Source organism: Enterobacter sp. HNDS-6 (assembly GCF_039850505.1).
Lineage (GTDB): Bacteria > Pseudomonadota > Gammaproteobacteria > Enterobacterales > Enterobacteriaceae > Enterobacter > Enterobacter kobei.
Genome location: NZ_CP156673.1, coordinates 2,815,854 through 2,838,405, shown reverse-complemented (window position 1 = coordinate 2,838,405; position 22,552 = coordinate 2,815,854). Strand labels below are relative to the sequence as shown.

At 54.3% G+C, this 22,552-nt stretch carries 21 protein-coding genes; 7 read left to right on the top strand and 14 right to left on the bottom strand.

Going from position 1 to position 22,552, the window contains the following annotated elements; translation table 11 throughout:
• Nucleotides 1-26 precede the first annotated feature (26 nt).
• From rseP to rpsB, 8 genes are all read right to left on the bottom strand, one after another.
• Nucleotides 27-1,379: a sigma E protease regulator RseP gene (gene rseP, locus ABFI50_RS13235; RefSeq protein WP_014882633.1), complete on the bottom strand. Its 1,353-nt coding sequence runs from the start codon at nt 1,377-1,379 to the stop codon at nt 27-29.
• 11 nt (nt 1,380-1,390) lie between these two features.
• A complete protein-coding gene (cdsA, locus tag ABFI50_RS13230) occupies nt 1,391-2,248 on the bottom strand; it encodes a phosphatidate cytidylyltransferase (protein WP_014882632.1) in 858 nt (285 codons plus the stop codon).
• Between the two features lie 12 nt (nt 2,249-2,260).
• The gene (gene ispU, locus ABFI50_RS13225; RefSeq protein ID WP_014882631.1) at nt 2,261-3,019 is read right to left on the bottom strand and encodes a (2E,6E)-farnesyl-diphosphate-specific ditrans,polycis-undecaprenyl-diphosphate synthase; all 759 of its coding nucleotides are present in this window, start codon (nt 3,017-3,019) and stop codon (nt 2,261-2,263) included.
• 186 nt (nt 3,020-3,205) lie between these two features.
• Nucleotides 3,206-4,405 carry a 1-deoxy-D-xylulose-5-phosphate reductoisomerase gene (gene ispC / locus ABFI50_RS13220; protein ID WP_023332130.1) on the bottom strand — a complete coding sequence of 400 codons (1,200 nt, stop codon included), beginning with the start codon at nt 4,403-4,405 and terminating at the stop codon, nt 3,206-3,208.
• Nucleotides 4,406-4,500: 95 nt separating this feature from the next.
• Nucleotides 4,501-5,058, bottom strand: coding sequence for a ribosome recycling factor (gene frr / locus ABFI50_RS13215; RefSeq protein WP_014882629.1), 558 nt, complete (start codon nt 5,056-5,058; stop codon nt 4,501-4,503).
• A gap of 167 nt (nt 5,059-5,225) precedes the next feature.
• The gene (gene pyrH / locus ABFI50_RS13210) at nt 5,226-5,951 is read right to left on the bottom strand and encodes a UMP kinase (protein WP_023332129.1); all 726 of its coding nucleotides are present in this window, start codon (nt 5,949-5,951) and stop codon (nt 5,226-5,228) included.
• A gap of 150 nt (nt 5,952-6,101) precedes the next feature.
• The gene (gene tsf, locus ABFI50_RS13205) at nt 6,102-6,953 is read right to left on the bottom strand and encodes a translation elongation factor Ts (RefSeq protein ID WP_014882627.1); all 852 of its coding nucleotides are present in this window, start codon (nt 6,951-6,953) and stop codon (nt 6,102-6,104) included.
• 117 nt (nt 6,954-7,070) lie between these two features.
• On the bottom strand, nt 7,071-7,796 hold the full coding sequence (gene rpsB, locus ABFI50_RS13200) for a 30S ribosomal protein S2 (protein ID WP_003856207.1): 726 nt from the start codon (nt 7,794-7,796) through the stop codon (nt 7,071-7,073).
• A gap of 321 nt (nt 7,797-8,117) precedes the next feature.
• Here rpsB and map point away from each other — a divergent pair, with 321 nt between their 5' ends.
• The 3 genes from map to dapD all read left to right on the top strand — a co-directional run bounded on the left by map (nt 8,118) and on the right by dapD (nt 12,507).
• Complete coding sequence (gene map, locus ABFI50_RS13195) at nt 8,118-8,912, top strand: type I methionyl aminopeptidase (RefSeq protein WP_014882626.1); 795 nt, start codon at nt 8,118-8,120, stop codon at nt 8,910-8,912.
• 62 nt (nt 8,913-8,974) lie between these two features.
• Nucleotides 8,975-11,650, top strand: a complete 2,676-nt coding sequence (gene glnD / locus ABFI50_RS13190) for a bifunctional uridylyltransferase/uridylyl-removing protein GlnD (protein ID WP_014882625.1) — start codon at nt 8,975-8,977, stop codon at nt 11,648-11,650.
• A gap of 32 nt (nt 11,651-11,682) precedes the next feature.
• Entirely contained in the window at nt 11,683-12,507 is an 825-nt protein-coding gene (dapD, locus tag ABFI50_RS13185) for a 2,3,4,5-tetrahydropyridine-2,6-dicarboxylate N-succinyltransferase (protein ID WP_347484231.1), read from the top strand.
• Here dapD and ABFI50_RS13180 read toward each other — a convergent pair.
• Nucleotides 12,504-13,136 carry a DNA-binding protein gene (locus tag ABFI50_RS13180; protein ID WP_088126465.1) on the bottom strand — a complete coding sequence of 211 codons (633 nt, stop codon included), beginning with the start codon at nt 13,134-13,136 and terminating at the stop codon, nt 12,504-12,506. The genes dapD and ABFI50_RS13180 overlap by 4 nt on opposite strands.
• 320 nt (nt 13,137-13,456) lie before the next feature.
• Between ABFI50_RS13180 and ABFI50_RS13175 the strand changes: the two genes are divergently transcribed.
• The gene (locus ABFI50_RS13175; RefSeq protein ID WP_014168696.1) at nt 13,457-13,843 is read left to right on the top strand and encodes a DUF3461 family protein; all 387 of its coding nucleotides are present in this window, start codon (nt 13,457-13,459) and stop codon (nt 13,841-13,843) included.
• A gap of 92 nt (nt 13,844-13,935) precedes the next feature.
• Here the strand turns inward: ABFI50_RS13175 and cdaR are convergent, their stop codons facing one another.
• The 3 genes from cdaR to dgt form a co-directional block, all read right to left on the bottom strand.
• A complete protein-coding gene (gene cdaR / locus ABFI50_RS13170) occupies nt 13,936-15,093 on the bottom strand; it encodes a DNA-binding transcriptional regulator CdaR (RefSeq protein WP_014882623.1) in 1,158 nt (385 codons plus the stop codon).
• Between the two features lie 146 nt (nt 15,094-15,239).
• Entirely contained in the window at nt 15,240-16,676 is a 1,437-nt protein-coding gene (gene degP, locus ABFI50_RS13165) for a serine endoprotease DegP (protein ID WP_116342607.1), read from the bottom strand.
• A 131-nt stretch (nt 16,677-16,807) separates the two neighbouring features.
• Nucleotides 16,808-18,322 (bottom strand): dGTPase, encoded by a 1,515-nt coding sequence (gene dgt, locus ABFI50_RS13160; protein WP_050861693.1) that lies wholly within the window; start codon nt 18,320-18,322, stop codon nt 16,808-16,810.
• 82 nt (nt 18,323-18,404) lie between these two features.
• Between dgt and mtnN the strand changes: the two genes are divergently transcribed.
• From mtnN to ABFI50_RS13145, 3 genes are read left to right on the top strand one after another with little or no spacing between them, the layout of a single operon-like run.
• Nucleotides 18,405-19,103, top strand: coding sequence for a 5'-methylthioadenosine/S-adenosylhomocysteine nucleosidase (gene mtnN, locus ABFI50_RS13155; RefSeq protein WP_014882620.1), 699 nt, complete (start codon nt 18,405-18,407; stop codon nt 19,101-19,103).
• Complete coding sequence (btuF, locus tag ABFI50_RS13150) at nt 19,096-19,896, top strand: vitamin B12 ABC transporter substrate-binding protein BtuF (protein ID WP_032637474.1); 801 nt, start codon at nt 19,096-19,098, stop codon at nt 19,894-19,896. Before mtnN ends, btuF begins: the two co-directional genes overlap by 8 nt.
• 26 nt (nt 19,897-19,922) lie before the next feature.
• Nucleotides 19,923-20,546, top strand: a complete 624-nt coding sequence (locus tag ABFI50_RS13145; RefSeq protein ID WP_014882618.1) for a TRIC cation channel family protein — start codon at nt 19,923-19,925, stop codon at nt 20,544-20,546.
• A 59-nt stretch (nt 20,547-20,605) separates the two neighbouring features.
• Here the strand turns inward: ABFI50_RS13145 and erpA are convergent, their stop codons facing one another.
• A complete protein-coding gene (gene erpA, locus ABFI50_RS13140) occupies nt 20,606-20,950 on the bottom strand; it encodes an iron-sulfur cluster insertion protein ErpA (protein WP_008501923.1) in 345 nt (114 codons plus the stop codon).
• A gap of 79 nt (nt 20,951-21,029) precedes the next feature.
• On the bottom strand, nt 21,030-22,430 hold the full coding sequence (gene clcA / locus ABFI50_RS13135; RefSeq protein WP_180253632.1) for a H(+)/Cl(-) exchange transporter ClcA: 1,401 nt from the start codon (nt 22,428-22,430) through the stop codon (nt 21,030-21,032).
• Between the last annotated feature and the right edge of the window lie 122 nt (nt 22,431-22,552).

Sequence of the window (22,552 nt, the reverse complement as noted above, 5' to 3'; positions counted from 1 at the left end):
TTATGCGTTCTTCCTAACTAACTCTCTTACAACCGAGAGAAATCATTGAAAAGTGCAAGCCCCATTAACAGCACCAGCAAAATCGAGCCGATGCGGTAACTAAAGTCTTGAACTCGCTCGGATACCGGTCCGCCTTTTAGCTTTTCAATCGCTAAAAACAGCAGATGACCCCCGTCTAACACGGGAAGCGGGAACAGGTTGATTATCCCAAGGTTCACGCTAATGAGCGCGAGGAACATGAGATAGTAAATCACCCCGAATTCCGCTGACATCCCAGCCCCCTGAGCAATCGAGATTGGCCCACTGAGGTTGTTCAGTTTCACATCACCGGTTATCAATTTCCCCAACATGTTGACCGTCAGCTTCATCAGTTGCCATGTTTTATCCGTGGCTTCAAGGATGGCGCTGAACGGCCCATACTGGCGTATTGTCTTGTACTCATCTGGCAGCGGGATCACTTTTGGCACAACGCCTGCGAACCCTTCTGCCTTTTTGCCGACCGACTTCGTATCCGGGATCAGCGTCAGCGAGAGCGGACTGCCTTGCCTTTCAACTTCCAGCGCGAGGGACGTCCCCGGATTATCGCGCACCAGAGTAACAAAGGTCATCCACTCTGTTAATGGTTGACCATCGACTTTAACGATCCTGTCGCCCGCTTGCAAACCCGCTTTGCTCGCCGCCGAATTTGGCTGGACTTCAGCTAATACCGGCTCAATCTGCGCACCGCGGGGACGAATACCCAGCGCTGCGACGGGATCTTCTTTATCGGGCTCGAAACGCCAGTGGCGTAAATCCAGTACTTTGTCCTGACGCGCGTCTGACCCAAACGGCGATACGCTGAGGGTTGTCTGCGCATCGCCAATTTTGGCTACCAGTTGCAGTCGCACGGCATCCCAATCAGGGGTTTCGATGCCATCAATCGCTTTAAGTTCCATCCCGGATGTAATTTGCGCATTCGCCGCGATAGAGTTGGGCGCAATTTCCCCCACCACCGGACGCACACCAGGGACGCCGATAATAAACACCAGCCAGTAAGCGAAAATTGCAAAGATGAAGTTGGCTACCGGTCCGGCAGCAATGATGGCAGCGCGTTGTCCAACGGTTTTGTTGTTAAACGCACTGTGTCGCAGCTCGGGTGCGACAGGCTCGACGCGTTCGTCGAGCATTTTGACGTAGCCGCCAAGCGGGATAAGTGCAATGACAAATTCCGTGCCGTGACGGTCGGTGCGCGTCCAGAGTGATTTGCCAAAACCAATGGAGAATCGCTCTACCCGCACACCACAACGGCGAGCAACCCAGAAATGGCCAAATTCATGCACGGTAATCAGCACACCCAGTGCAACAATGAACGCCGCCAGATTCCAGAGAATGCTCAGCATAAAACCTTCCGTTAAATCGTCCCGAATACCAGTAAAAGCAGGCAAGCAAACACTGGAACAGCCGCTGTCAGGCTGTCAATGCGATCCAGTATACCGCCATGCCCTGGAATCAGATGTCCGCTGTCCTTAATCCCTGCTTCACGCTTAAACATACTTTCGGTTAAATCACCGAGCACTGAGGCAAGCGCTGCAAAAATAGAGCATACCAGCAGTATTGACGGAGCCACTGCCAGATCCGCCCAGACGCCATAGCCCCAGGAGATAACTGCAGCCGTAAACAAGCCGCCGATGAATCCTTGCCAGGTTTTCCCTGGAGACACCTTCGGCGCCAGTTTATGTTTGCCGAACAGTTTACCAAACATATAGGCCCCGGAGTCAGCCCCCCAGACGAGAATCATCACATAAAGCAGCCAGATCGCACCGCTGTAGTGGTTTTCGTCATAGTGCCAGGCGCGTAGCGCGACCATCCCCCAGAAAAAAGGCACAATGGTGAGCAGACCAAAAATGAGTCGCAACACTTTTGAATTACGCCATAACGCCGCAGAGCCTGGATAAAAAAGAACCAGCAGCAATGCAGCCACCCACCAGGCCAGCGATATCCACAAGGAACCGGCAACCAGCGGCTGATGAATATCGTGGTGATATTCAGGCAACGTAAACAGCATTATGGCCAGAATAAAGCCACAGAGTACCGCAAGCCATACTCGCTGATTGCGCGAGGTAAAGCCGCTAAACTGTCCCCATTCCCACGCCGCGAGCATGCAGACCACCAGCGTGACAATAGCGAATCCCACCGGGGGCAGTAAAAACAGCGCCGCAATAACAATGGGTATTAATACAAAAGCGGAAATCAGGCGATACTTCAGCAAAAGCTACCCCCATCAGGCGTTGTCGCCACCTGGCTCGGTGCCGCCGAAACGACGCTCTCGATTGGCAAAGGCATGCAGCGCACCTTCAAAGTCTTGTTCATCAAAATCGGGCCAAAGAACATCTGTAAAGTAAAGTTCGGCATAGGCAATTTGCCATATCAAAAAGTTACTTATGCGATGTTCCCCCCCTGTCCTAATTACCAAATCCACAGGTGCCAGCTCATTCATGCAGATTTGCTTGCTCAGCGCCTCTTCATCAATCTGGTCGGGTCTCAACAGCCCTTCCTGAACCTGTTCGGCCAGATGCCGAACGCCCTGGATAATATCCCAGCGTCCGCCGTAATTCGCCGCGATATTGAGCGTCAGACCGGTATTATTTTCAGTCAGCGCTTCTGCTTTACGAATCCGTTCCTGCAAACGTGAGTTAAAACGACTGGTATCGCCAATGATACGCAGGCGGACGTTGTGGCGGTGCAGGCTTTTTACTTCGCTGTCGAGCGCCCACACAAACAGTTCCATCAACGCAGTCACTTCCTGCGGCGGTCGATTCCAGTTTTCACTGCTAAAAGCATAGAGCGTTAACGCATCAATGCCGTTATTCGCGGCAAAAGAAACGGCGCGGCGAACGGATTTCGCCCCTGCTTTATGCCCAAAGGCTCGTATCTTCCCTTGTCTTTTCGCCCAGCGGCCATTGCCATCCATAATGATTGCTACATGACGGCAGCCATGAGCTGGCAAGTTTTCGCTTATTGGTTGATTCGCAGACAACATAACGCGTTTTTTGTCCCTGAAAAGGATTTAACGGTACTCAGGAATACTTAAGCCTGTACATAAAAAAGCCGTGTCAAACCACGGCTTACCTGACCACATAAAGTCAAATTCCTGCGATCAGGTGGCGCAGACTATATCACTGAAGCCCAAAGCTAACAAATAGCACGACGACTAGTGCTTGCTTTATCACCAGCTTGCGAGGCGGCTCACCTGTTTACGCGCAATATCACGTGCAGCAGCATCGACCGCCAGCACCTCTTCCACACTTTGAGGCTCACGCAAATCCATTATTTCCAGTACCGATAAATTCAACGTTGCGATATCGGTAAAGCGGATTTGCTGATGCAGAAATGCGTCAACGGTAATTTCGTTGGCTGCATTCAGTGCCGTCGTCGCCGCCTGTCCCTGGTCGAAGGCGTTCATCGCAAGCTTCAGACAAGGATAGCGATCGTAATCGGGCTCACTGAACGTCAGGGAACTTAGCTTACAAAAATCAAGCGGCTTCACGCCCGATTTCACCCGGTTTGGCCACGCCATTGTATGGGCGATGGGCGTACGCATATCCGGCTCGCCCAGCTGTGCCAGCACGCTGCCATCCTGATAGCGCACCATCGAGTGAATGACCGATTGCGGGTGAATCAGAACTTCCATCTGTTTCGCTGACGCATTAAACAGCCAGCGAGCTTCAATGTATTCCAGACCTTTATTCATCATGGTGGCGGAGTCAACGGAGATTTTACGTCCCATTGACCAGTTCGGATGACGACACGCCTGATCCGGCGTCATTGCGCTCAGTTCAGACAGTGGCGTTTCACGGAACGGGCCACCAGACCCGGTAAGCAGAATCGACACGACGCCATTCTGCTCCAGGTCAGCGTACCCCAGGTTCTGTTGAAAAGGTTGCGGTAAACTCTGAAAAATGGCGTTGTGCTCGCTGTCGACCGGCAAAAGACGCGCCCCGCGCTGCTTCACCGCGTCCATAAACAGGCGTCCGCAGGTCACCAGCGACTCTTTGTTGGCCAGCAGAACATCTTTACCCGCATCTATTGCCGCAAGCGTCGGCAGCAACCCGGCCGCACCGACAATGGCCGCCATGACCTGGTCAACCTCATCCAGCGCCGCCATGTCGCAGGCCGCCTGAGACCCACTCAGCACCTCGGTTCGACTGCCCTTCTCAAGCAGCAGAGTTTTCAGCTGACGCGCGCTCTCATCGTCATCCATAACCGCATAACGTGGCATAAACTCCAGGCACTGCTCGACCATGCGCTGCACGTTCTTACCGGCGACCAGCGCGGTCACGGTATAATGTTCAGGATTGTGGCGGACGACGTCGAGAGTACTGCAACCGATAGAGCCGGTTGAGCCAAGGAGAGTTAAATGCTTCATGGGATGCCCGAAAAAAGTTAGACCAGATAAAAGCAAAACGCCGCCAGCAAGACCCGAAGTCCCTCTGAACGGCGTTTATCAGTGTACGACAGAAATCAGAACTGCATCAGTTCCGCTTCTTTATCTGCCAGCGCCGCATCAATTTTCTTGATCGCTGCGTCGGTCATTTTCTGAATGTCGTCCTGAGAACGACGATCGTCATCTTCACTGATCTCTTTTTCTTTCAGCAGCGCTTTCACTTTATCGTTCGCGTCGCGGCGAACGTTACGCACGGATACGCGACCCTGCTCAGCTTCGCCACGCACCACTTTGATCAGATCTTTACGACGCTCTTCCGTCAGTGGAGGCAGTGGAACGCGGATATCAGAACCGGCAGAGCTTGGGTTCAGACCGAGGTCAGAGGCCATGATCGCTTTCTCAACCGCCGGGCTCATAGAGCGATCGAACACGTTGATTTTCAGCGTACGGGTATCTTCTACCGTCACGCTCGCCAGCTGACGCAGAGGGGTTGGCGTACCGTAGTATTCTACGATGATGCCATCCAGCAGGCTTGGGGAAGCACGGCCAGTACGGATTTTGCTGATTTGGGTTTTGAACGCTTCTACGCATTTTTCCATGCGTACTTCAGCATCTTTTCTGATGTCGTTAATCACGTTACGAATCCTTGAAAACTTGTCTCAGGCAGACTATCCGCCAGCACAGCGCTACAGGTGTGCTAAGTATAGTCGCGTTTAATTCATGACAACGCCAATGGCGCGCCCGGGTAAGATACCACTACAAAATAAAGCGGAATCTTACCTGTATTTATCGCCGACGGAAATTATTCCGTGATCAAAGTGCCTTCTTTTTCGCCCATGACCACGCGACGCAGTGCGCCAGGCTTATTCATGTTGAAGACACGGATCGGCAGTTTGTGGTCGCGAGCCAGCGTGAAGGCGGCAAGATCCATCACTTTCAGCTCTTTTTCCAGCACTTCGCCGTAGCTCAGCTGATCGTACATGGTGGCGGAAGGATCTTTTGCCGGGTCGGCAGTAAACACGCCGTCTACTTTGGTCGCTTTCAGTACCACATCGGCTTCGATCTCAATACCGCGCAGGCAGGCAGCGGAATCGGTCGTAAAGAACGGGTTACCCGTACCGGCGGAGAGAATCACCACGCGGTTGTTGCGCAGCAGGCTGATCGCCTCTGCCCAGCTGTAATTATCGCATACGCCATTCAGTGGAATCGCGGACATCAGGCGGGCATTCACATAGGCGCGGTGGAGCGCATCACGCATCGCCAGGCCATTCATGACGGTTGCCAGCATACCCATGTGGTCGCCCACAACGCGGTTCATCCCCGCTTTCGCCAGACCAGCACCACGGAAAAGGTTGCCACCGCCAATGACCACGCCAACCTGGATACCCAGTTCGACCAGTTCTTTGATTTCCTGTGCCATGCGATCAAGGATGCTTGCGTCAATACCGAAGCCTTCCGATCCCTGCAGCGCTTCGCCACTCAGCTTAAGCAGAATGCGTTTGTACACGGGTTTTGCATTGGTAGCCATGTTTCTTTCCTGAGACTGTCAACGATTAAGATGGGAGTTAATTCTGGCGACATGATATGCCGCAAATCAGCACAGCGATACTGGAGCCTGTCTGATTTCATATGACGGGTGACAAAAAGAAGCCGCCCTCAGGCGGCTCCTTTTCAATCATTAAGACTGCTTGGACATTGCAGCAACTTCTGCTGCGAAGTCAGTCTCAACTTTCTCGATGCCTTCGCCCACTTCGAAGCGGATGAAGCCAGTTACGTCAGCGTTGTGCTCTTTCAGCAGCTGAGCAACAGACTTGCTTGGATCCATAACGAAAGGCTGGCCAGTCAGAGAAACTTCGCCGGTGAATTTCTTCATACGGCCTTCAACCATTTTCTCTGCGATTTCTTTTGGCTTACCAGACTGCATCGCGATGTCCAGCTGAACCTGGTACTCTTTTTCTACCACTTCAGCAGACACGTCTTCTGGCTTAACGAATTCTGGTTTGCTTGCAGCGATGTGCATAGCCAGCTGTTTAACCAGCTCTTCGTCAGCGCCTTTAGCCGCAACCAGAACACCGATACGTGCACCGTGCTGGTAAGAGCCCAGAACGTCGCCTTCCAGAGAAGAAACGCGACGGATGTTGATGTTCTCACCGATTTTAGCAACCAGCGCAACACGTTCTTCTTCGAACTGTGCTTTCAGAACTTCAACGTCAGTGATTTTGCCAGCAACCGCTGCGTCCAGAACTTTGTTCGCAAATGCCTGGAAACCGCCATCTTTAGCAACGAAGTCAGTCTGGCAGTTAACTTCCAGAATGATGCCGTAGTTGCCGTCGATTTTGGTGATGATCACGCCGTCAGCAGCAACGTTGCCTGCTTTTTTAGCTGCTTTGATCGCACCGGATTTACGCATGTTTTCGATTGCCAGCTCGATGTCGCCGTTCGCTTCAGTCAGCGCTTTTTTGCAATCCATCATGCCTGCGCCAGTACGCTCGCGCAGCTCTTTTACCAGGGATGCGGTAATTTCAGCCATTCTTAAATCCTCGGGAGATGTGAACTGCCCGGCCGGGGGCCAAACAGTGTAAATTGAAAAAAGGGGCCGGTAATGGGCCCCTATTCATACACGGTACTAATAAGGGGTAAAACCTTATTATTCAGCTTCTACGAAGCTTTCTTCCGCCTGAGAAGCCAAATCCTGGGAACGGCCTTCACGAACGGTAGCAGCTACAGCGCTCAGGTACAGGCTAACAGCACGGATTGCGTCGTCGTTACCCGGGATAACGAAGTCAACACCGTCCGGATCGGAGTTGGTATCAACGATAGCGAATACCGGGATACCCAGGTTGTTAGCTTCTTTGATAGCGATGTGCTCGTGGTCTGCATCGATTACGAACAGCGCGTCTGGCAGGCCGCCCATATCTTTGATACCGCCCAGGCTGTTTTCCAGCTTGTCCAGTTCACGAGTGCGCATCAGCGCTTCTTTCTTAGTCAGCTTGTCGAAAGTACCGTCCTGAGACTGGGTTTCCAGATCTTTCAGGCGCTTGATGGACTGACGAACAGTTTTCCAGTTGGTCAGCATGCCGCCCAACCAGCGATGGTTCACGAAGAACTGGTCGCAGCTGTTAGCAGCATCTTTCACAGCTTCGCTTGCAGCGCGCTTAGTACCAACGAACAGAATCTTACCTTTACGGGAAGAGATCTTGTTCAGCTCAGCCAGGGCTTCGTTGAACATTGGTACAGTTTTCTCAAGGTTGATGATGTGAACTTTGTTACGCGCGCCGAAGATGAAAGGCTTCATTTTCGGGTTCCAGTAACGGGTCTGGTGACCAAAGTGAACACCAGCCTTGAGCATGTCGCGCATGGAAACAGTTGCCATGTTTAAAACCTCTATATTGAAAGTTGGGGTTATGCCTCCACGTATCCCATATTACCGACCCCGAAGGGCACCCCGGAATATGTGCCGATACGTGTGTGTTGTTACACAAAGTGAGATTTGTCGCTCCCGTCCAGCCTGTGTATCTGAGATGGATCGGAAGTCCGGCGCGCTTTATACCACAAAACACGACCAGAAACCAACAGTTGTTGGCGGAGTGTGCTGTTAATGATTCTCAATTTGGCACGGAGCGTGCCTGACTGATACCATTGACGACACTTAGACTAGTATTGTCGAAAAAATCGACACCGATGGACAGATTACATGGCTATCTCTATTAAGACACCTGAAGAAATTGAAAAGATGCGCGTCGCCGGTCGTCTGGCCGCGGAAGTGCTGGAAATGATCGAACCGTTCGTGAAGCCGGGCGTCAGCACCGGTGAACTGGACCGCATCTGTAACGACTATATCGTGAACGAACAGCACGCGGTTTCCGCCTGCCTCGGCTACCACGGTTTCCCGAAATCCGTCTGCATTTCTATTAATGAAGTGGTTTGTCACGGTATCCCGGACGACGAAAAACTGCTGAAAGATGGCGACATCGTCAACATCGACGTGACCGTCATTAAAGACGAGTACCACGGTGACACCTCTAAGATGTTCATTGTCGGCAAGCCAACGATTCTGGGCGAGCGTCTGTGCAAAGTGACACAAGAGAGCCTGTACCTGGCGCTGAAAATGGTTAAGCCGGGTATTCGCCTGCGTACCATTGGTGCTGCCATCCAGAAGTTTGTAGAAGCGGAAGGGTTCTCCGTCGTGCGCGAATACTGCGGTCACGGTATTGGCCGCGTTTTCCATGAAGAACCCCAGGTTCTGCACTATGATGCCGATGACGGCGGCGTGGTGCTGCAAAAGGGCATGACCTTCACCATCGAGCCGATGGTCAACGCCGGTGACTACCGCATCCGCACCATGAAAGATGGCTGGACGGTGAAAACCAAAGACAGAAGCTTGTCTGCTCAGTACGAGCATACTATTGTGGTAACAGACAACGGCTGCGAAATTATGACGTTGCGCAAGGATGACACCATCCCGGCGATACTGACGAACATTGAGTGATAAGAAGCCGGCAAATGCCGGCTTTTTTAATGGCGATAGCTTTTTCTTATGGGTGGCGCACGATGAGTAATCTCTTACCCGAACAGTATGCTAACACAGCACTTCCCACCCTTCCCGACCAGCCCGATAACCCGGGCGTCTGGCCGTCGCACGAGCTGACCTGCGCGCATATCAAAGCCCATATGGATGTTTTCCATCGCTGGCTGGGCAGCGCGTTCGACGCAGGGGTCTCAGCCGAGCAACTTATTGAAGCGCGCACCGAATTTATCGACCAGCTCCTGCAACGTCTGTGGATCGACTACGGTTTCGGGCAGGTGAGTGACATCGCGCTGGTTGCCGTCGGGGGCTATGGCCGCGGTGAACTTCATCCACTTTCCGATATCGATCTCCTGATCTTAAGCCGTAAAAAGCTACCGGACGAACAGGCGCAGAAGATTGGCGAGCTGCTGACCCTACTCTGGGACGTTAAGCTGGAAGTGGGACACAGCGTGAGAACCCTGGAAGAGTGCTTGCTGGAGGGCTTATCTGACCTGACCGTCGCCACCAACCTGATTGAAACCCGTCTGCTGATCGGTGACGTGGCGCTGTTCCTGGAGCTGCAAAAGCACATCTTCAGCGACGGCTTTTGGCCGTCAGAAAAATTCTTCGCCGCGAAGGTCGAGGAGCAAAATCAGCGCCATCAGCGCTACCACGGCACCAGTTACAATCTTGAACCCGATATTAAAAGCAGCCCCGGCGGCCTGCGCGACATCCACACGCTACAGTGGGTGGCCCGCCGCCATTTTGGCGCCACCTCAATGGACGAGATGGTCGGCTTTGGCTTTTTAACCGAGGCCGAACGTAACGAACTGAACGAGTGCCTGCATCTGCTGTGGCGCATCCGTTTTGCCCTGCATCTGGAAGTGACCCGCTACGATAACCGCCTGCTGTTTGACCGCCAGCTCAGCGTGGCGCAGCGATTGAATTATCAGGGCGAAGGTAACGAACCGGTTGAGCAGATGATGAAGGATTTCTTCCGCGTCACCCGCCGGGTGACCGAGCTGAACCAGATGCTGTTGCAGTTGTTCGACGAGGCCATTCTGGCCCTGACGGCGGACGAAAAGCCGCGCCCAATTGATGACGAATTCCAGCTGCGCGGCACGCTTATCGACCTGCGGGACGAAACGCTGTTTATCCGCGAGCCGGAAGCGATCCTGCGAATGTTCTACACCATGGTGCGCAACAGCACGATTACCGGGATCTACTCCACTACCCTGCGCCATCTGCGCCATGCGCGCCGTCATCTGACGCAGCCGCTGTGCTATATCCCGGAAGCGCGCTCGCTGTTTTTGAGTATGCTCCGTCATCCTGGCGCCGTCAGCCGTGGTCTGCTGCCAATGCACCGTCATAGCGTGCTGTGGGCCTATATGCCGCAGTGGTCGCACATCGTCGGACAGATGCAGTTCGATCTCTTCCACGCCTACACGGTGGATGAGCACACGATCCGCGTCATGCTCAAGCTGGAAAGCTTTGCGAAAGAAGAGACGCGATCCCGCCACCCGCTTTGCGTGGAGCTGTGGCCGCGCCTCACCCATCCGGAACTGATCCTGATTGCCGCCCTGTTCCACGACATCGCCAAAGGCCGCGGTGGAGACCACTCGGTGCTGGGTGCGCAGGACGTGCTGAAATTTGCCGAGCTGCATGGGCTCAACTCGCGCGAAACGCAGCTGGTCGCCTGGCTGGTACGCCATCACCTGCTGATGTCAGTCACTGCCCAGCGTCGTGATATTCAGGATCCAGAGGTAATTAAGCAATTCGCCGAAGAGGTCCAGACGGAGAACCGTCTGCGCTATCTGGTGTGCCTGACGGTCGCGGATATTTGTGCCACCAATGAAACCCTGTGGAACAGCTGGAAGCAAAGCCTGCTGCGCGAGCTCTATTTCGCCACCGAAAAACAGCTGCGTCGCGGAATGCAAAACACCCCGGACATGCGCGAGCGCGTGCGACATCATCAGCTGCAGGCCCTGGCGCTGCTGCGGATGGATAACATTGATGAAGAAGCACTGCATCAGATTTGGGCCCGCTGCCGTGCCAACTATTTTGTCCGCCACAGCCCAAACCAGCTTGCCTGGCACGCGCGACATCTGCTGAAGCACGATCTGTCGCAGCCGATGATCCTGCTTAGCCCACAGGCGACGCGCGGCGGGACGGAGATCTTCATCTGGAGCCCGGATCGGCCTTATCTGTTTGCTGCGGTCTGCGCCGAGCTGGACAGGCGTAACCTGAGCGTTCACGACGCGCAGATTTTTACCACCCGCGACGGCATGGCGATGGATACCTTTATCGTGCTGGAGCCGGACGGCAGTCCGCTCTCGTCGGACAGACATGAAGGGATACGCTTCGGTCTGGAACAGGCGATCACTCAGCGCAGCTGGCAGCCACCGCAGCCGCGTCGCCAGCCGGCGAAATTGCGCCACTTTACCGTCGATACCGAGGTCAATTTCCTGCCGACCCACACCGACCGTAAATCGTTCCTGGAGCTGATCGCGCTCGACCAGCCAGGGCTGCTCGCCCGCGTCGGCCAGGTTTTTGCCGATCTGGGAATTTCGCTTCATGGCGCCCGAATTACAACCATTGGCGAGCGAGTAGAAGATTTATTTATAATCGCCACCGCCGACCGGCGTGCCCTTAATAATGACCTGCAACTTGAAGTGCAACAACGGTTGACAGCAGCCCTCAATCCAAACGATAAAGGGTGACGTGTTTTTTAGTGAAATGGAAAGAGTAAACAATGCAGCAGTTACAGAACGTTATTGAGTCCGCTTTTGAGCGTCGCGCCGAGATTACCCCGGCAAATGTGGATACCGTGACCCGTGAAGCGGTAAACCAGGTGATTTCCCTGCTGGATTCCGGCGCGCTGCGCGTGGCAGAAAAAATCGACGGTCAGTGGGTTACTCATCAATGGCTGAAGAAAGCGGTGCTGCTCTCTTTCCGTATCAACGATAACCAGGTTATCGACGGAGCAGAAAGCCGCTACTTCGATAAAGTCCCAATGAAATTCGCGGATTACGACGAAGCGCGTTTTCAGAAAGAAGGCTTCCGCGTGGTGCCGCCTGCGGCAGTGCGTCAGGGCGCGTTCATCGCACGCAACACCGTGCTGATGCCATCCTACGTGAACATCGGTGCCTACGTTGACGAAGGTACGATGGTGGATACCTGGGCTACCGTCGGTTCCTGTGCCCAAATCGGTAAAAACGTTCACCTGTCCGGCGGCGTGGGCATCGGTGGTGTTCTGGAGCCACTGCAGGCTAACCCAACCATCATCGAAGACAACTGCTTCATCGGCGCGCGTTCAGAAGTGGTTGAAGGTGTGATCGTGGAAGAGGGTTCCGTGATCTCCATGGGCGTTTACATCGGCCAGAGCACCCGTATTTACGATCGCGAAACCGGCGAAGTTCACTACGGCCACGTTCCGGCGGGCTCAGTGGTCGTTTCCGGTAACCTGCCGTCGAAAGATGGCAAATACAGCCTGTACTGTGCCGTTATCGTGAAGAAAGTGGATGCGAAAACCCGCGGTAAAGTCGGTATCAACGAACTGCTGCGCACCATCGACTAATCGCTGACCCGTTGATACACCGGGACCCGCCTGTGCGTCCCGGTGTAATCATCAAAGACGTCCGTTTCCGCAGTCACGATTGCCATTCCCTTTCTTCTCAACCCTGCAATATCCGCCGCCATACGCTGGCTCCCCAACCAGAAAAGCCCGTCAAGCGCAGTCACAGCCAGACCCGATTCCAGCGCCAGCTTCAGTCGCTCACGCGGCGCTTTGACCTCTCTGGCTATCTGCCGGAATGGCTCCGCCGTAAGCCCGGTGGGATCGACCCGTCGAATGCGGGTGGTCATGCGGTATTGAAAAGCGTCGGGGATCGCATCCAGATCGCCCTTCAGGCTGTAAACGCAGCCAAAGCGCTTGCCGTTGAAGATGACGTTCTTCTGGTTTAGCTGAAACTCATCGCGCAGCACGGCGATGAGCTGCGGGGCGCGGGTCAGTATCAGCCGAAATGGCAATTCGAAGCTGGTGACATAATCCACGTTGAGCAAGGCAATGCGTAAACGCTCCTCCGCCCCCGCCTGAAGCTGGCGGCATTCGGCGGCGACTTCTGCCCACTGATGCGTGAGTCTTTGGTTCTCCTCTACGGCACCAAAGCTATATTTTTCAATTTGATAATCAATGCGTCCTGACATGTCATTATCCCCGCAGCCTACGCTTTCGTGCGATAACTTTGCCTGAATTCCCCGGCTTTGAATACCGTCTCGCTCGCCTTTTCTCACGACTCTCACGATGCTGCATTAACGTTGAGAGAAATGATTACCTTATTACGTTGATTTCCGCTTGACGTGGTCGTTAAAAACAACAATAAACGAGTGGGAGCATTTATTTTCCCTGCTCGGTAATGTCAGTGAAAGGTAATCAGGATCGACCCCGCTTTTTTTGAACCCGAGGGTGGCAAAAAGGAATTTTTTCATTAATTATTCAAAGGTTATGTTGAGATAAGGGTACCGCTATGTACGATAATCTGAAAAGTCTGGGCATTACCAATCCTGATGAAATTGATCGTTACAGCCTCCGCCAGGAAGCCAACAACGACATCTTAAAAATTTATTTTCACAAGGATAAAGGCGAGTTTTTCGCCAAAAGCGTGAAGTTTAAATATCCACGCCAGCGTAAGACCGTCGTCGCGGACGGCGTAGGCCAGGGGTACAAAGAAGTTCAGGAAATCAGCCCTAACCTGCGCTATGTGATCGATGAACTCGATCAGATTTGTCAGCGCGACCGCACTGAAGTCGATCTCAAGCGTAAGATCCTTGACGATCTGCGTCACCTTGAAAGCGTTGTTACCAATAAGATCAGCGAGATTGAAGCGGATCTTGAGAAGTTAACTCGGAAATAAAAGCAAAACGGCAGTCCCTGATTGCCGTTTTTAATGTTTGCGCCCTCTCCCCGTGGGAGAGGGATGGGGTGAGGGCACCAGCCCGCACTCAGTCATCTCTGCTCATCCAGCTGCAACGCCACATACAGCAGCAGCCTGTCGTCAAAATTCCCCAGATCCAGCCCCGTTAGCTCCGAAATCCGGTTAAGCCGGTACTCCAGCGTATTGCGATGAATAAACAACGCCTTCGACGTCGCCAGCGGCTGCACGTTATGGCGGAACCACGCCTGCAGCGTCCGGCGCAGCAGGCCGTTGTTGTCCATCGCTTTCAGGCGCGCTAATGGCCGCGCCAGCTCGTTGGCCTGCCAGCCGCCACGCAGGCTGTCGAGCAGCACCGGCAGCATCAGGTCCTGATAGAAATAACTGCGGCTCTCCGGCATCCGCTGCTTACCCACCATCATGGTGGTGCGCGCGGTGCGCCAGGAGCGGGCAATACTGCCCGGCCCGGAAAAGTAATTGCCGAGCGCAACGCGAAAACGCAGTTGACCGTTCTCCTGCATCCGGGAAATCAGCAGTTCCACGCGACGACGATGATCTTCGGCATCCCAGCGGCCAAACGGATTGAGCGCGGGTTTGAGCACCACCATTTCCGTCAGCGAGACTATCGCCACCAGGTTATCGCGTTCCGGTGTCGTCAGCGCATTTTGCAGCTGCTGCAGTTCGGCCATCGCGCTGTCTACGCCAAGCTGACCGCTATCGACCTCGATCACCGCCACCACGCGCGGCTGATTGAGGTCGATCCCCAGGCGCTGCGCCCATTCGCTGAGTGCAGGCGTAAGCTCTTCCGCCTGGATAAGGTTCATCACCAGCTCTTCGCGCAGGCGGCTGTCCTGGGCGAGCAGATGCATCAGGCGCGACTGCTCCAGCATCATTTCCGCCGTCATACAGACCAGCTCGCCATATTTACGCAGGGACTCCGGCTCGCCGGTCAGGCCGATAACCCCCACAATCTCGCCTTCAAGGCGCAGCGGTAAATTGATGCCCTGACGCACGCCGTGCAGGTGTTTCGCAACCGCATCGTCGATATCAACCACACGCCCCTGAGAGAGCACCAAAAGCGCGCCTTCGTGCAATTCACCAATACGCTCACGATCGCCACTACCAATAATGCGCCCACGTGCATCCATTACATTGATGTTGGTATCAATGATGCGCATCGTGCGCGCCACAATATCCTGCGCCATTTTGGTATCAAGATGCCAGCCAGCCATGTCACCCTCCTCTGAGCAGAGCTCAAGCATAGGGAAGTTCAGTGACGGCTGCATTGTGCGAATGCACAAAGAGAGCGGAAGAAGTATGGAGTTGTGGGAAAAGTCACAGAAACAAGAAAGCCCCTGCGTACAGGGGCTTAAGAGGATTACTGCATCAGCAGGTAGATAGAGGTATCACCACGCTGAATATTCAACGCCAGCACGGACGGTTTGCTGTCGAGAATTTTGCGCAGTTCAGCGATGTTTTTCACCGGCTGCTGGTTAGCGCCCATGATCACATCCCCTTTTTTCAGGCCGATACGGGCAGCAGGTGAATTCGCCTTCACGTTATTCACTACCACACCTTTGTCTGCGCCCTTATTGCTCATCTCAGCGCCTTCAATACCGCTGAAGATGGTGCTGGAATCAACCTGATTCTGGCTGCTCTGCTGCAGCTCCAGGCTCACGTTAACCGGCTTACCGTCACGCAGCAGACCGAGGGTCACTTTGCTGCCAATCGGCATAGAGCCGACTTCCGCACGCAGGGCTGCAAAGCTGCTGATCGGCTTACCGTTCAGGGAGGTGATCACGTCACCCGCTTTAATCCCTGCTTTCGCCGCAGAGGAGTTCGGCATCACCTGGCTGACGAACGCGCCGCGCTGGGCATCCACTTTCATCGCTTTCGCCAGCTCAGAGTTCAGCTCGGTGCCCATAATGCCCAGCTCGCCGCGTTTCACCTGGCCGTACTGCACCATCTGCGCGGTCAGGTTTTTCACCATGTTGCTCGGGATAGCAAAACCGATCCCGATGTTGCCGCCGTCCGGCGCCAGGATCGCGGTGTTAATACCGATCAGCTCGCCGTTCAGGTTCACCAGCGCACCGCCGGAGTTACCGCGGTTGATGGCCGCATCCGTCTGAATAAAGTTTTCATAGTTCTCTGCGTTCAGGCCGCTACGGCCCAGCGCAGAGACGATACCTGAGGTCACGGTTTCGCCCAGACCGAACGGGTTACCGATAGCCACGGTGTAGTCGCCCACGCGCAGCGCATCAGAGTCGGCAATTTTAATCGCCGTCAGGTTTTTCGGATCCTGAATCTGGATCAGCGCAATATCGGAACGCGGGTCTTTGCCGACCACTTTTGCGTCGAACTTACGGCCATCGCTCAGCTGAACCTTAATGCTGTTCGCATTATCAACCACGTGGTTGTTGGTCACGACGTAGCCTTTCGCTGCATCGATAATGACCCCCGAGCCAAGCGCCATGAATTTCTGTTGCTGGCCGCCGCCCTGGCTGTCATCCCCTGCACCACCGCCCTGACAGAACGGGGAACTCTGGAATGGCGAACCGTCCTGGCAGAACGGTGAGTTGTCACCAAAGAACTGCTGGAAGTTACGCGGCATACGCGGCGTATTGACGGTCGTACTCCCCTCAACGTTAATACTCACCACCGATGGCATCACTTTTTCGAGCATCGGTGCCAGGCTTGGCATCTGCTGCGCGGTTGCTGCCGATGACGCGGTCTCGGCTGCGGTAGCAGTCAGAGGAGACAGCGCTAAACCTAAACTCAGAGCCAGTGCACTCATTGCTAATGTGGTTTTTTTCATGTTTCTCAATCTCGATTTACAGGTAACGCAAAATTGCTGTGTAACTCAGATTCATTTTATACCGCTTAGTTCCGGCCATAAGTTTATGGAAAAGGTAAAAATTTATTGGCCGTCTTTACAAAACTCAGCGTTTATTCCACGGCCATTAGCTTGCGGTATTCATCCCAGGCATACAAATCCGTCATGCCGCTGATATAGTCCTGAATAAGACGGCAGCGATAATAATATTCCATTACCGGCCACTGCGTAGCGTGACGATCCAGCTTACTTATCGCTTCGACATAGGCCAGCCGATGACGGGTTGAAAGTTTTTGATAAAGCCGGGATTCGATAGGAATTCGTCGCACGCGTTCTTTTTCCACCAGCTCACTGAATTCGTCGACCGACAGCTGAAGCAACGGAGAATAAATTTCCAGTAACCCACTGATTACCCGGTAGCCCTGCAGTTCGAGCTGCTCGACATCCGGATGGCTGAACACATGCCGCATCGCCACATGTTTATAGAGCTCAAGCAGTTGACTAAAACTGCTGTCATCTTCCAGCAGCGCGTGATTGAATTCCCCGCTGAAAATCTGCGGCAGATTATCGATAAAGCGCGAGGCCGCGTAGGGCACCAGTTTATTTAATGTATTGACGCGCAAATACATAAAGAACTGGTCTTCCGTGCTGCGGCTTAATGTATTTGAGCGCGACTTTTCCCAGGCATTTTCGACAACCTGAGCAAACAGTGAACCTTTTTCGTGGGTTCCCCAGGCGGCATAAAGGTGCTGGTAAAGCTCCTCGACGCTGAATATTCTTTTCTCAACGGCGTCTTCCAGGTCAGCGACGCAATAGGAAATATCATCCGCGGCTTCCATAATCCAGGTTAATGGAAAGCGACCGTTTGGCGTCAATGAAAGTTCTTTACGCAGCCGTTCAATATAGGCCTCTTCGGAAAGGTAGTAGCCCGGTTTCTTCATTAAATAGCTATGGGATGCGGGCGTCTCTCCCGTCCACCACGCAGGACGCGTATATTTCAGGATACAGCCGACCTGCGCCCAGGTCAGGTTCATGCGCATCAGAGAATGTACCAGTCGGATACCCTGGGCATTGCCCTCGAAGTGACAGAGATCCTGACGCACTTTGCGACGCAGATCGTTAAGCCCTTCTTCACCTTCACGCAGACGTAAATCCCGCACGATGCAGCGGTCATCGCTGAGCGGCTGGCTTGCCGCATCCGACGGATGAAGGCGTTGTTTAAACCAGTCATTAATTGCCGCCTCGCCAAAGTGACCAAAAGGCGGATTGCCGATGTCATGCATCAGGCAGGCCATCTCAACGATGCTCTCGAAGGGCCCCGTCAGCTCGTCCAGACCATAGGTTTCCAGTAAACGTAGCTCTTTGAGACGGCTTAAAATCTCTTTGGCAATATACCGCCCGACCTGCTGCACTTCCATTGAGTGGGTTAAGCGCGTGCGTACAGCGGCATTACGCTCCAGCGGAAACACCTGCGTTTTTTGCTGCAAACGCCGGATGGCGGGCGAGTTAATAATCCTTCCTCGATCACTTTCGAAGATACGCAGGATCTCATGTTCGCTCTTCTCGCCCTGTGGCGAGCGGAAACGTCGGTGCCAGTTAATTTTGGTACGAAAATCGATTGGTGACATGTGCTCCCCCGCGTGAGAATGCGTTTCCCCTTAACCGCATGATAGACTATGCATCTTAACAAGGCACATCGCGAGTAAATCTATGAAAATCGGCATTATTGGTGCAATGGAAGAAGAAGTTACGCTCCTGCGTGACAAAATTGAGAACCGTCAGACCCTCTCTCTGGGGGGGTGTGAGATCTACACCGGTCAGCTTAACGGTGTTGACGTGGCTCTGCTGAAATCAGGCATCGGTAAAGTGGCTGCTGCGCTGGGTGCGACCCTGCTGCTTGAGCGCTGCAAGCCGGACGTGATCGTGAACACCGGTTCGGCTGGCGGCCTGGCGCCGACGCTGAAAGTGGGCGATATCGTTGTCTCCGACGAAGCGCGTTATCACGATGCCGACGTCACCGCGTTTGGCTACGAATACGGTCAACTCCCGGGCTGCCCGGCAGGGTTTAAAGCTGACGACAAACTGATTGCGGCGGCTGAAACCTGCATTGCTGAGCTCAATCTTAACGCGGTACGCGGCCTGATTGTCAGCGGTGATGCGTTCATCAATGGCTCCGTCGGTCTGGCAAAAATACGTCATAACTTCCCGCAGGCGGTTGCCGTTGAGATGGAAGCGACCGCGATTGCGCACGTTTGCCACAACTTCAGCGTACCGTTCGTGGTGGTTCGCGCCATCTCTGACGTCGCAGACCAGCAGTCTCACATCAGCTTCGACGAGTTCCTGACCGTTGCGGCAAAACAGTCCACCGTGATGGTGGAACGCCTGGTGCAGAACCTGGCACGTGGCTAAACCATCCCTCAGGGCGCTCGCCGCCCTGCTTCTGCTTGCTTCAGCGTGGCTCTGTGCCGCGCCTCGCGTAATTACGCTCTCTCCCGCTAACACCGAGCTGGCCTTTGCCGCTGGCATCACCCCCGTTGGCGTGAGTAGCTTTTCGGATTACCCCCCCCAGGCGGCCAACATTGAACACGTTGCGACCTGGCAAGGGATGAACCTTGAGCGCATCGTGGCGCTGAAACCCGATCTCGTGCTGGCCTGGCGTGGCGGTAACGCCGAACGGCAGGTCAATCAGCTTACCTCGCTTGGCATCAAGGTCATGTGGGTTGACGCCGTAAGTATTGAGCAAGTCGCTCAGGCACTGCGCGCCCTTGCCCCTTATAGCCCTGCGCCTGAAAAAGCCAGGCACGCGGCGAGCCAGATGCTCAATGACTATGCTGCGCTGAAAGCTCAATACGATACGTCCGTTAAAAAGCGCATCTTCCTGCAGTTTGGCAGTCAGCCGCTGTTTACCACAGGTAAAGGGTCAATTCAGAACCAGGTCCTGGAAGTGTGTGGCGGTGAAAATATTTTTGCTGCCAGCCGGGTACCGTGGCCGCAGGTTAGCCGTGAGCAGGTTCTGGCGCGCCAGCCGCAGGCCATCGTCGTGGTCGGAAATGCGAGCGAGATTCCTAAAATTAAACAATTCTGGCAAAGCCAGCTAAAAATTCCGGTGATCCCACTCAACAGTGACTGGTTTGAACGCGCCAGCCCGCGTATTATCCTCGCCGCAAAACAGCTCTGTGCCGCACTGGCAGAGAGTCACTAACAGAAGACCTTTTCGAGGATTTAACGATGCTCGTTTATTGGCTGGATATTCTTGGCACAGCCGTTTTTGCTATCTCCGGCGTTCTGCTCGCCGGAAAACTACGCATGGATCCGTTTGGCGTGCTGGTGCTTGGCGTAGTCACTGCCGTTGGCGGCGGGACTATCCGTGATATGGCGCTGGCGAATGGCCCGGTGTTTTGGGTGAAAGATCCGACCGATCTGGTGGTAGCCATGGTGACCTGTCTGTTAACCATTGTGCTGGTTCGCCAGCCCCGCAGATTACCGAAATGGATACTCCCGGTGCTGGATGCCGTGGGTCTGGCCGTGTTTGTCGGTATTGGCGTCAATAAAGCCTTCAATGCCGGAACCGGCCCGATGGTCGCGATCTGCATGGGCGTATTAACCGGCGTGGGCGGCGGCATTATTCGCGACATTCTGGCGCGTGAAGTACCGATGATCCTGCGTACCGAGATCTATGCTACTGCCTGTATTATTGGCGGGATTGTGCACGCCACGGCGTATTACACCTTTGCGGTGCCGCTGGAAAATGCTGCGATGCTGGGGATGGTCGTGACGCTGGTGATTCGTCTGGCGGCAATACGCTGGCACCTGAAGCTGCCGACGTTTGCGCTGGATGAAAATTCAAGATAGGCGTCGTTTATAGGCCCGGTGGCGCTTCGCTTACCGGGCCTACAAATCCGCATTCAGGCTTAAATACTGAACGAAGAACCACACCCGCAGGTGCTGGTTGCGTTCGGGTTAGTCACCACAAAGCGTGACCCTTCCAGACCTTCGGTGTAATCCACTGAACCGCCGACCAGATACTGCAGGCTCATCGGGTCAACCACCAGCGCAACGCCCTGCTTCTCGATGGTCATATCACCATCGTTCACCTGATCGTCAAAGGTAAAACCGTACTGGAAGCCGCTGCAGCCGCCACCGGTAATATAGACACGCAGTTTCAGATCCGGATTGTCTTCGTCGGCAATCAGGGTTTTCACTTTGTTGGCTGCTGCTTCGGTAAATTCCAGCGGCACAGCTACGTCATCACTCATCTTATGCTCCCATGAATACTGCTATTGGGTAAAATTCACCCAATTCTTTTCGTCATTATCTAATACCCTGGTAATTCATTCAAGTATTCTGCGCGGCGGCCCGCTCCGCCTCTTGCTTTGCCAGGGTACGCGCGAGGATGGTGGAGTATAGCGGTTTCCCGCCCAGGAATTGGGCTAATAGTGTCGCCCCGAGACAGGTAATGATCATTGGCAAAATGAGCTGGTAATTATCTGTCATCTCCAGCACCAGCACGATACCGGTCAACGGTGCACGCAGAGACGCTGCCAGCAGTGCCCCCATACCGGCCACCGCGAAGGTGCCAGCATCAAGATGATACGCCGGGAAGCCCACTTTAGCTGCCATACCAAACGCGGTGCCCAGCAGCGTACCAAGCGCCAGCATCGGGGCGAAAATCCCGCCGGGTGCACCGGAGGAGAAGCACAGAACCGTTGTGATAACCCGGGAGATAAACATAAACAGCAGCAGACCGACGCTGAAATTTCCCGCTGCGGCGATGGGGATGAGCCCGAAGCCGCCGCCTGCGGCATTCGGCTCAATAAAGCCGAGCACGCCGCACATCCCGCCCAGCAGGCCGCCCATCAGCACCCATTTCGTCGTATTGCCGCCATGAATACGCTGGAACATATCCTGAGCACGTAAGATGCAGGTGTTAAACAGCGGCCCCACCACGCCAAAAATCATGCCGAGGATTAGGTAAAGCCACAGGGTGTTGACCGGCGCGTTGGTCAGTTTACCCACCTCAATTACCGCCCCTTCGCCATTGAAGAGGCGGAAAACAATGCTCGACATAATAACGCCGGTAAACACGGCTTTAATGGAGATCAGGTTGTAGCGGAACTGCGCGCGCATCTCTTCGATGATGAACAATATGCCCGCCAGCGGTGCGTTAAACGCCGCTGAAAGACCCGCAGCCGCACCGGTGGCGAGCAGCGTATGGCGCGCTTCGGCGCTTCGCATCCGGAACAGATCGCCCACCATGCGTCCGACGTTGCCCCCCAGTTGTACCGTTGGCCCTTCCCGGCCCAGCACCATCCCCGCGCCCAACGTCCCCATACCGCCGATGAATTTAACCGGGATCACGCGCCACCAGCGCACCGGGCGCAACTCTTCCAGTGCACCTTCAATTTCCGGGATGCCAGACCCGCCGGCCTCCGGGGCGAATTTACGCACCAGAAAATACCCCACCATGGCAAACAGCGCCGACAGTCCAAATGCCCCGACCCAGACCAGCCACCGGCTATCGGCAAAACCCGCGACGGTGCCCACTCGCCAGTTGAGTACGGCATTGACCGCTTTTTCAAACGCCACGCCAACCAGACCGGCGAGAGTCCCCACCACGGCTGCAGCCAGCAGGATCGCCAGCGGCGTTTTATCGCGATTGAGCAGCCGCCGAATACTGATCCGGTGCTGAGCGCGCGTAAACTGTTGTTCTTCAAAAGACGGAGAATCTGATTTCATGTCCTGTTCTTATTCGTCATACAAAAAGCCGAGGAGATTTTACCAGAGACCTTCCCTCCGTCCCCTTAAAAATACTTAACAAATCTTAAAGCATTATCTGGCTAAAAATTTCATAACCTACT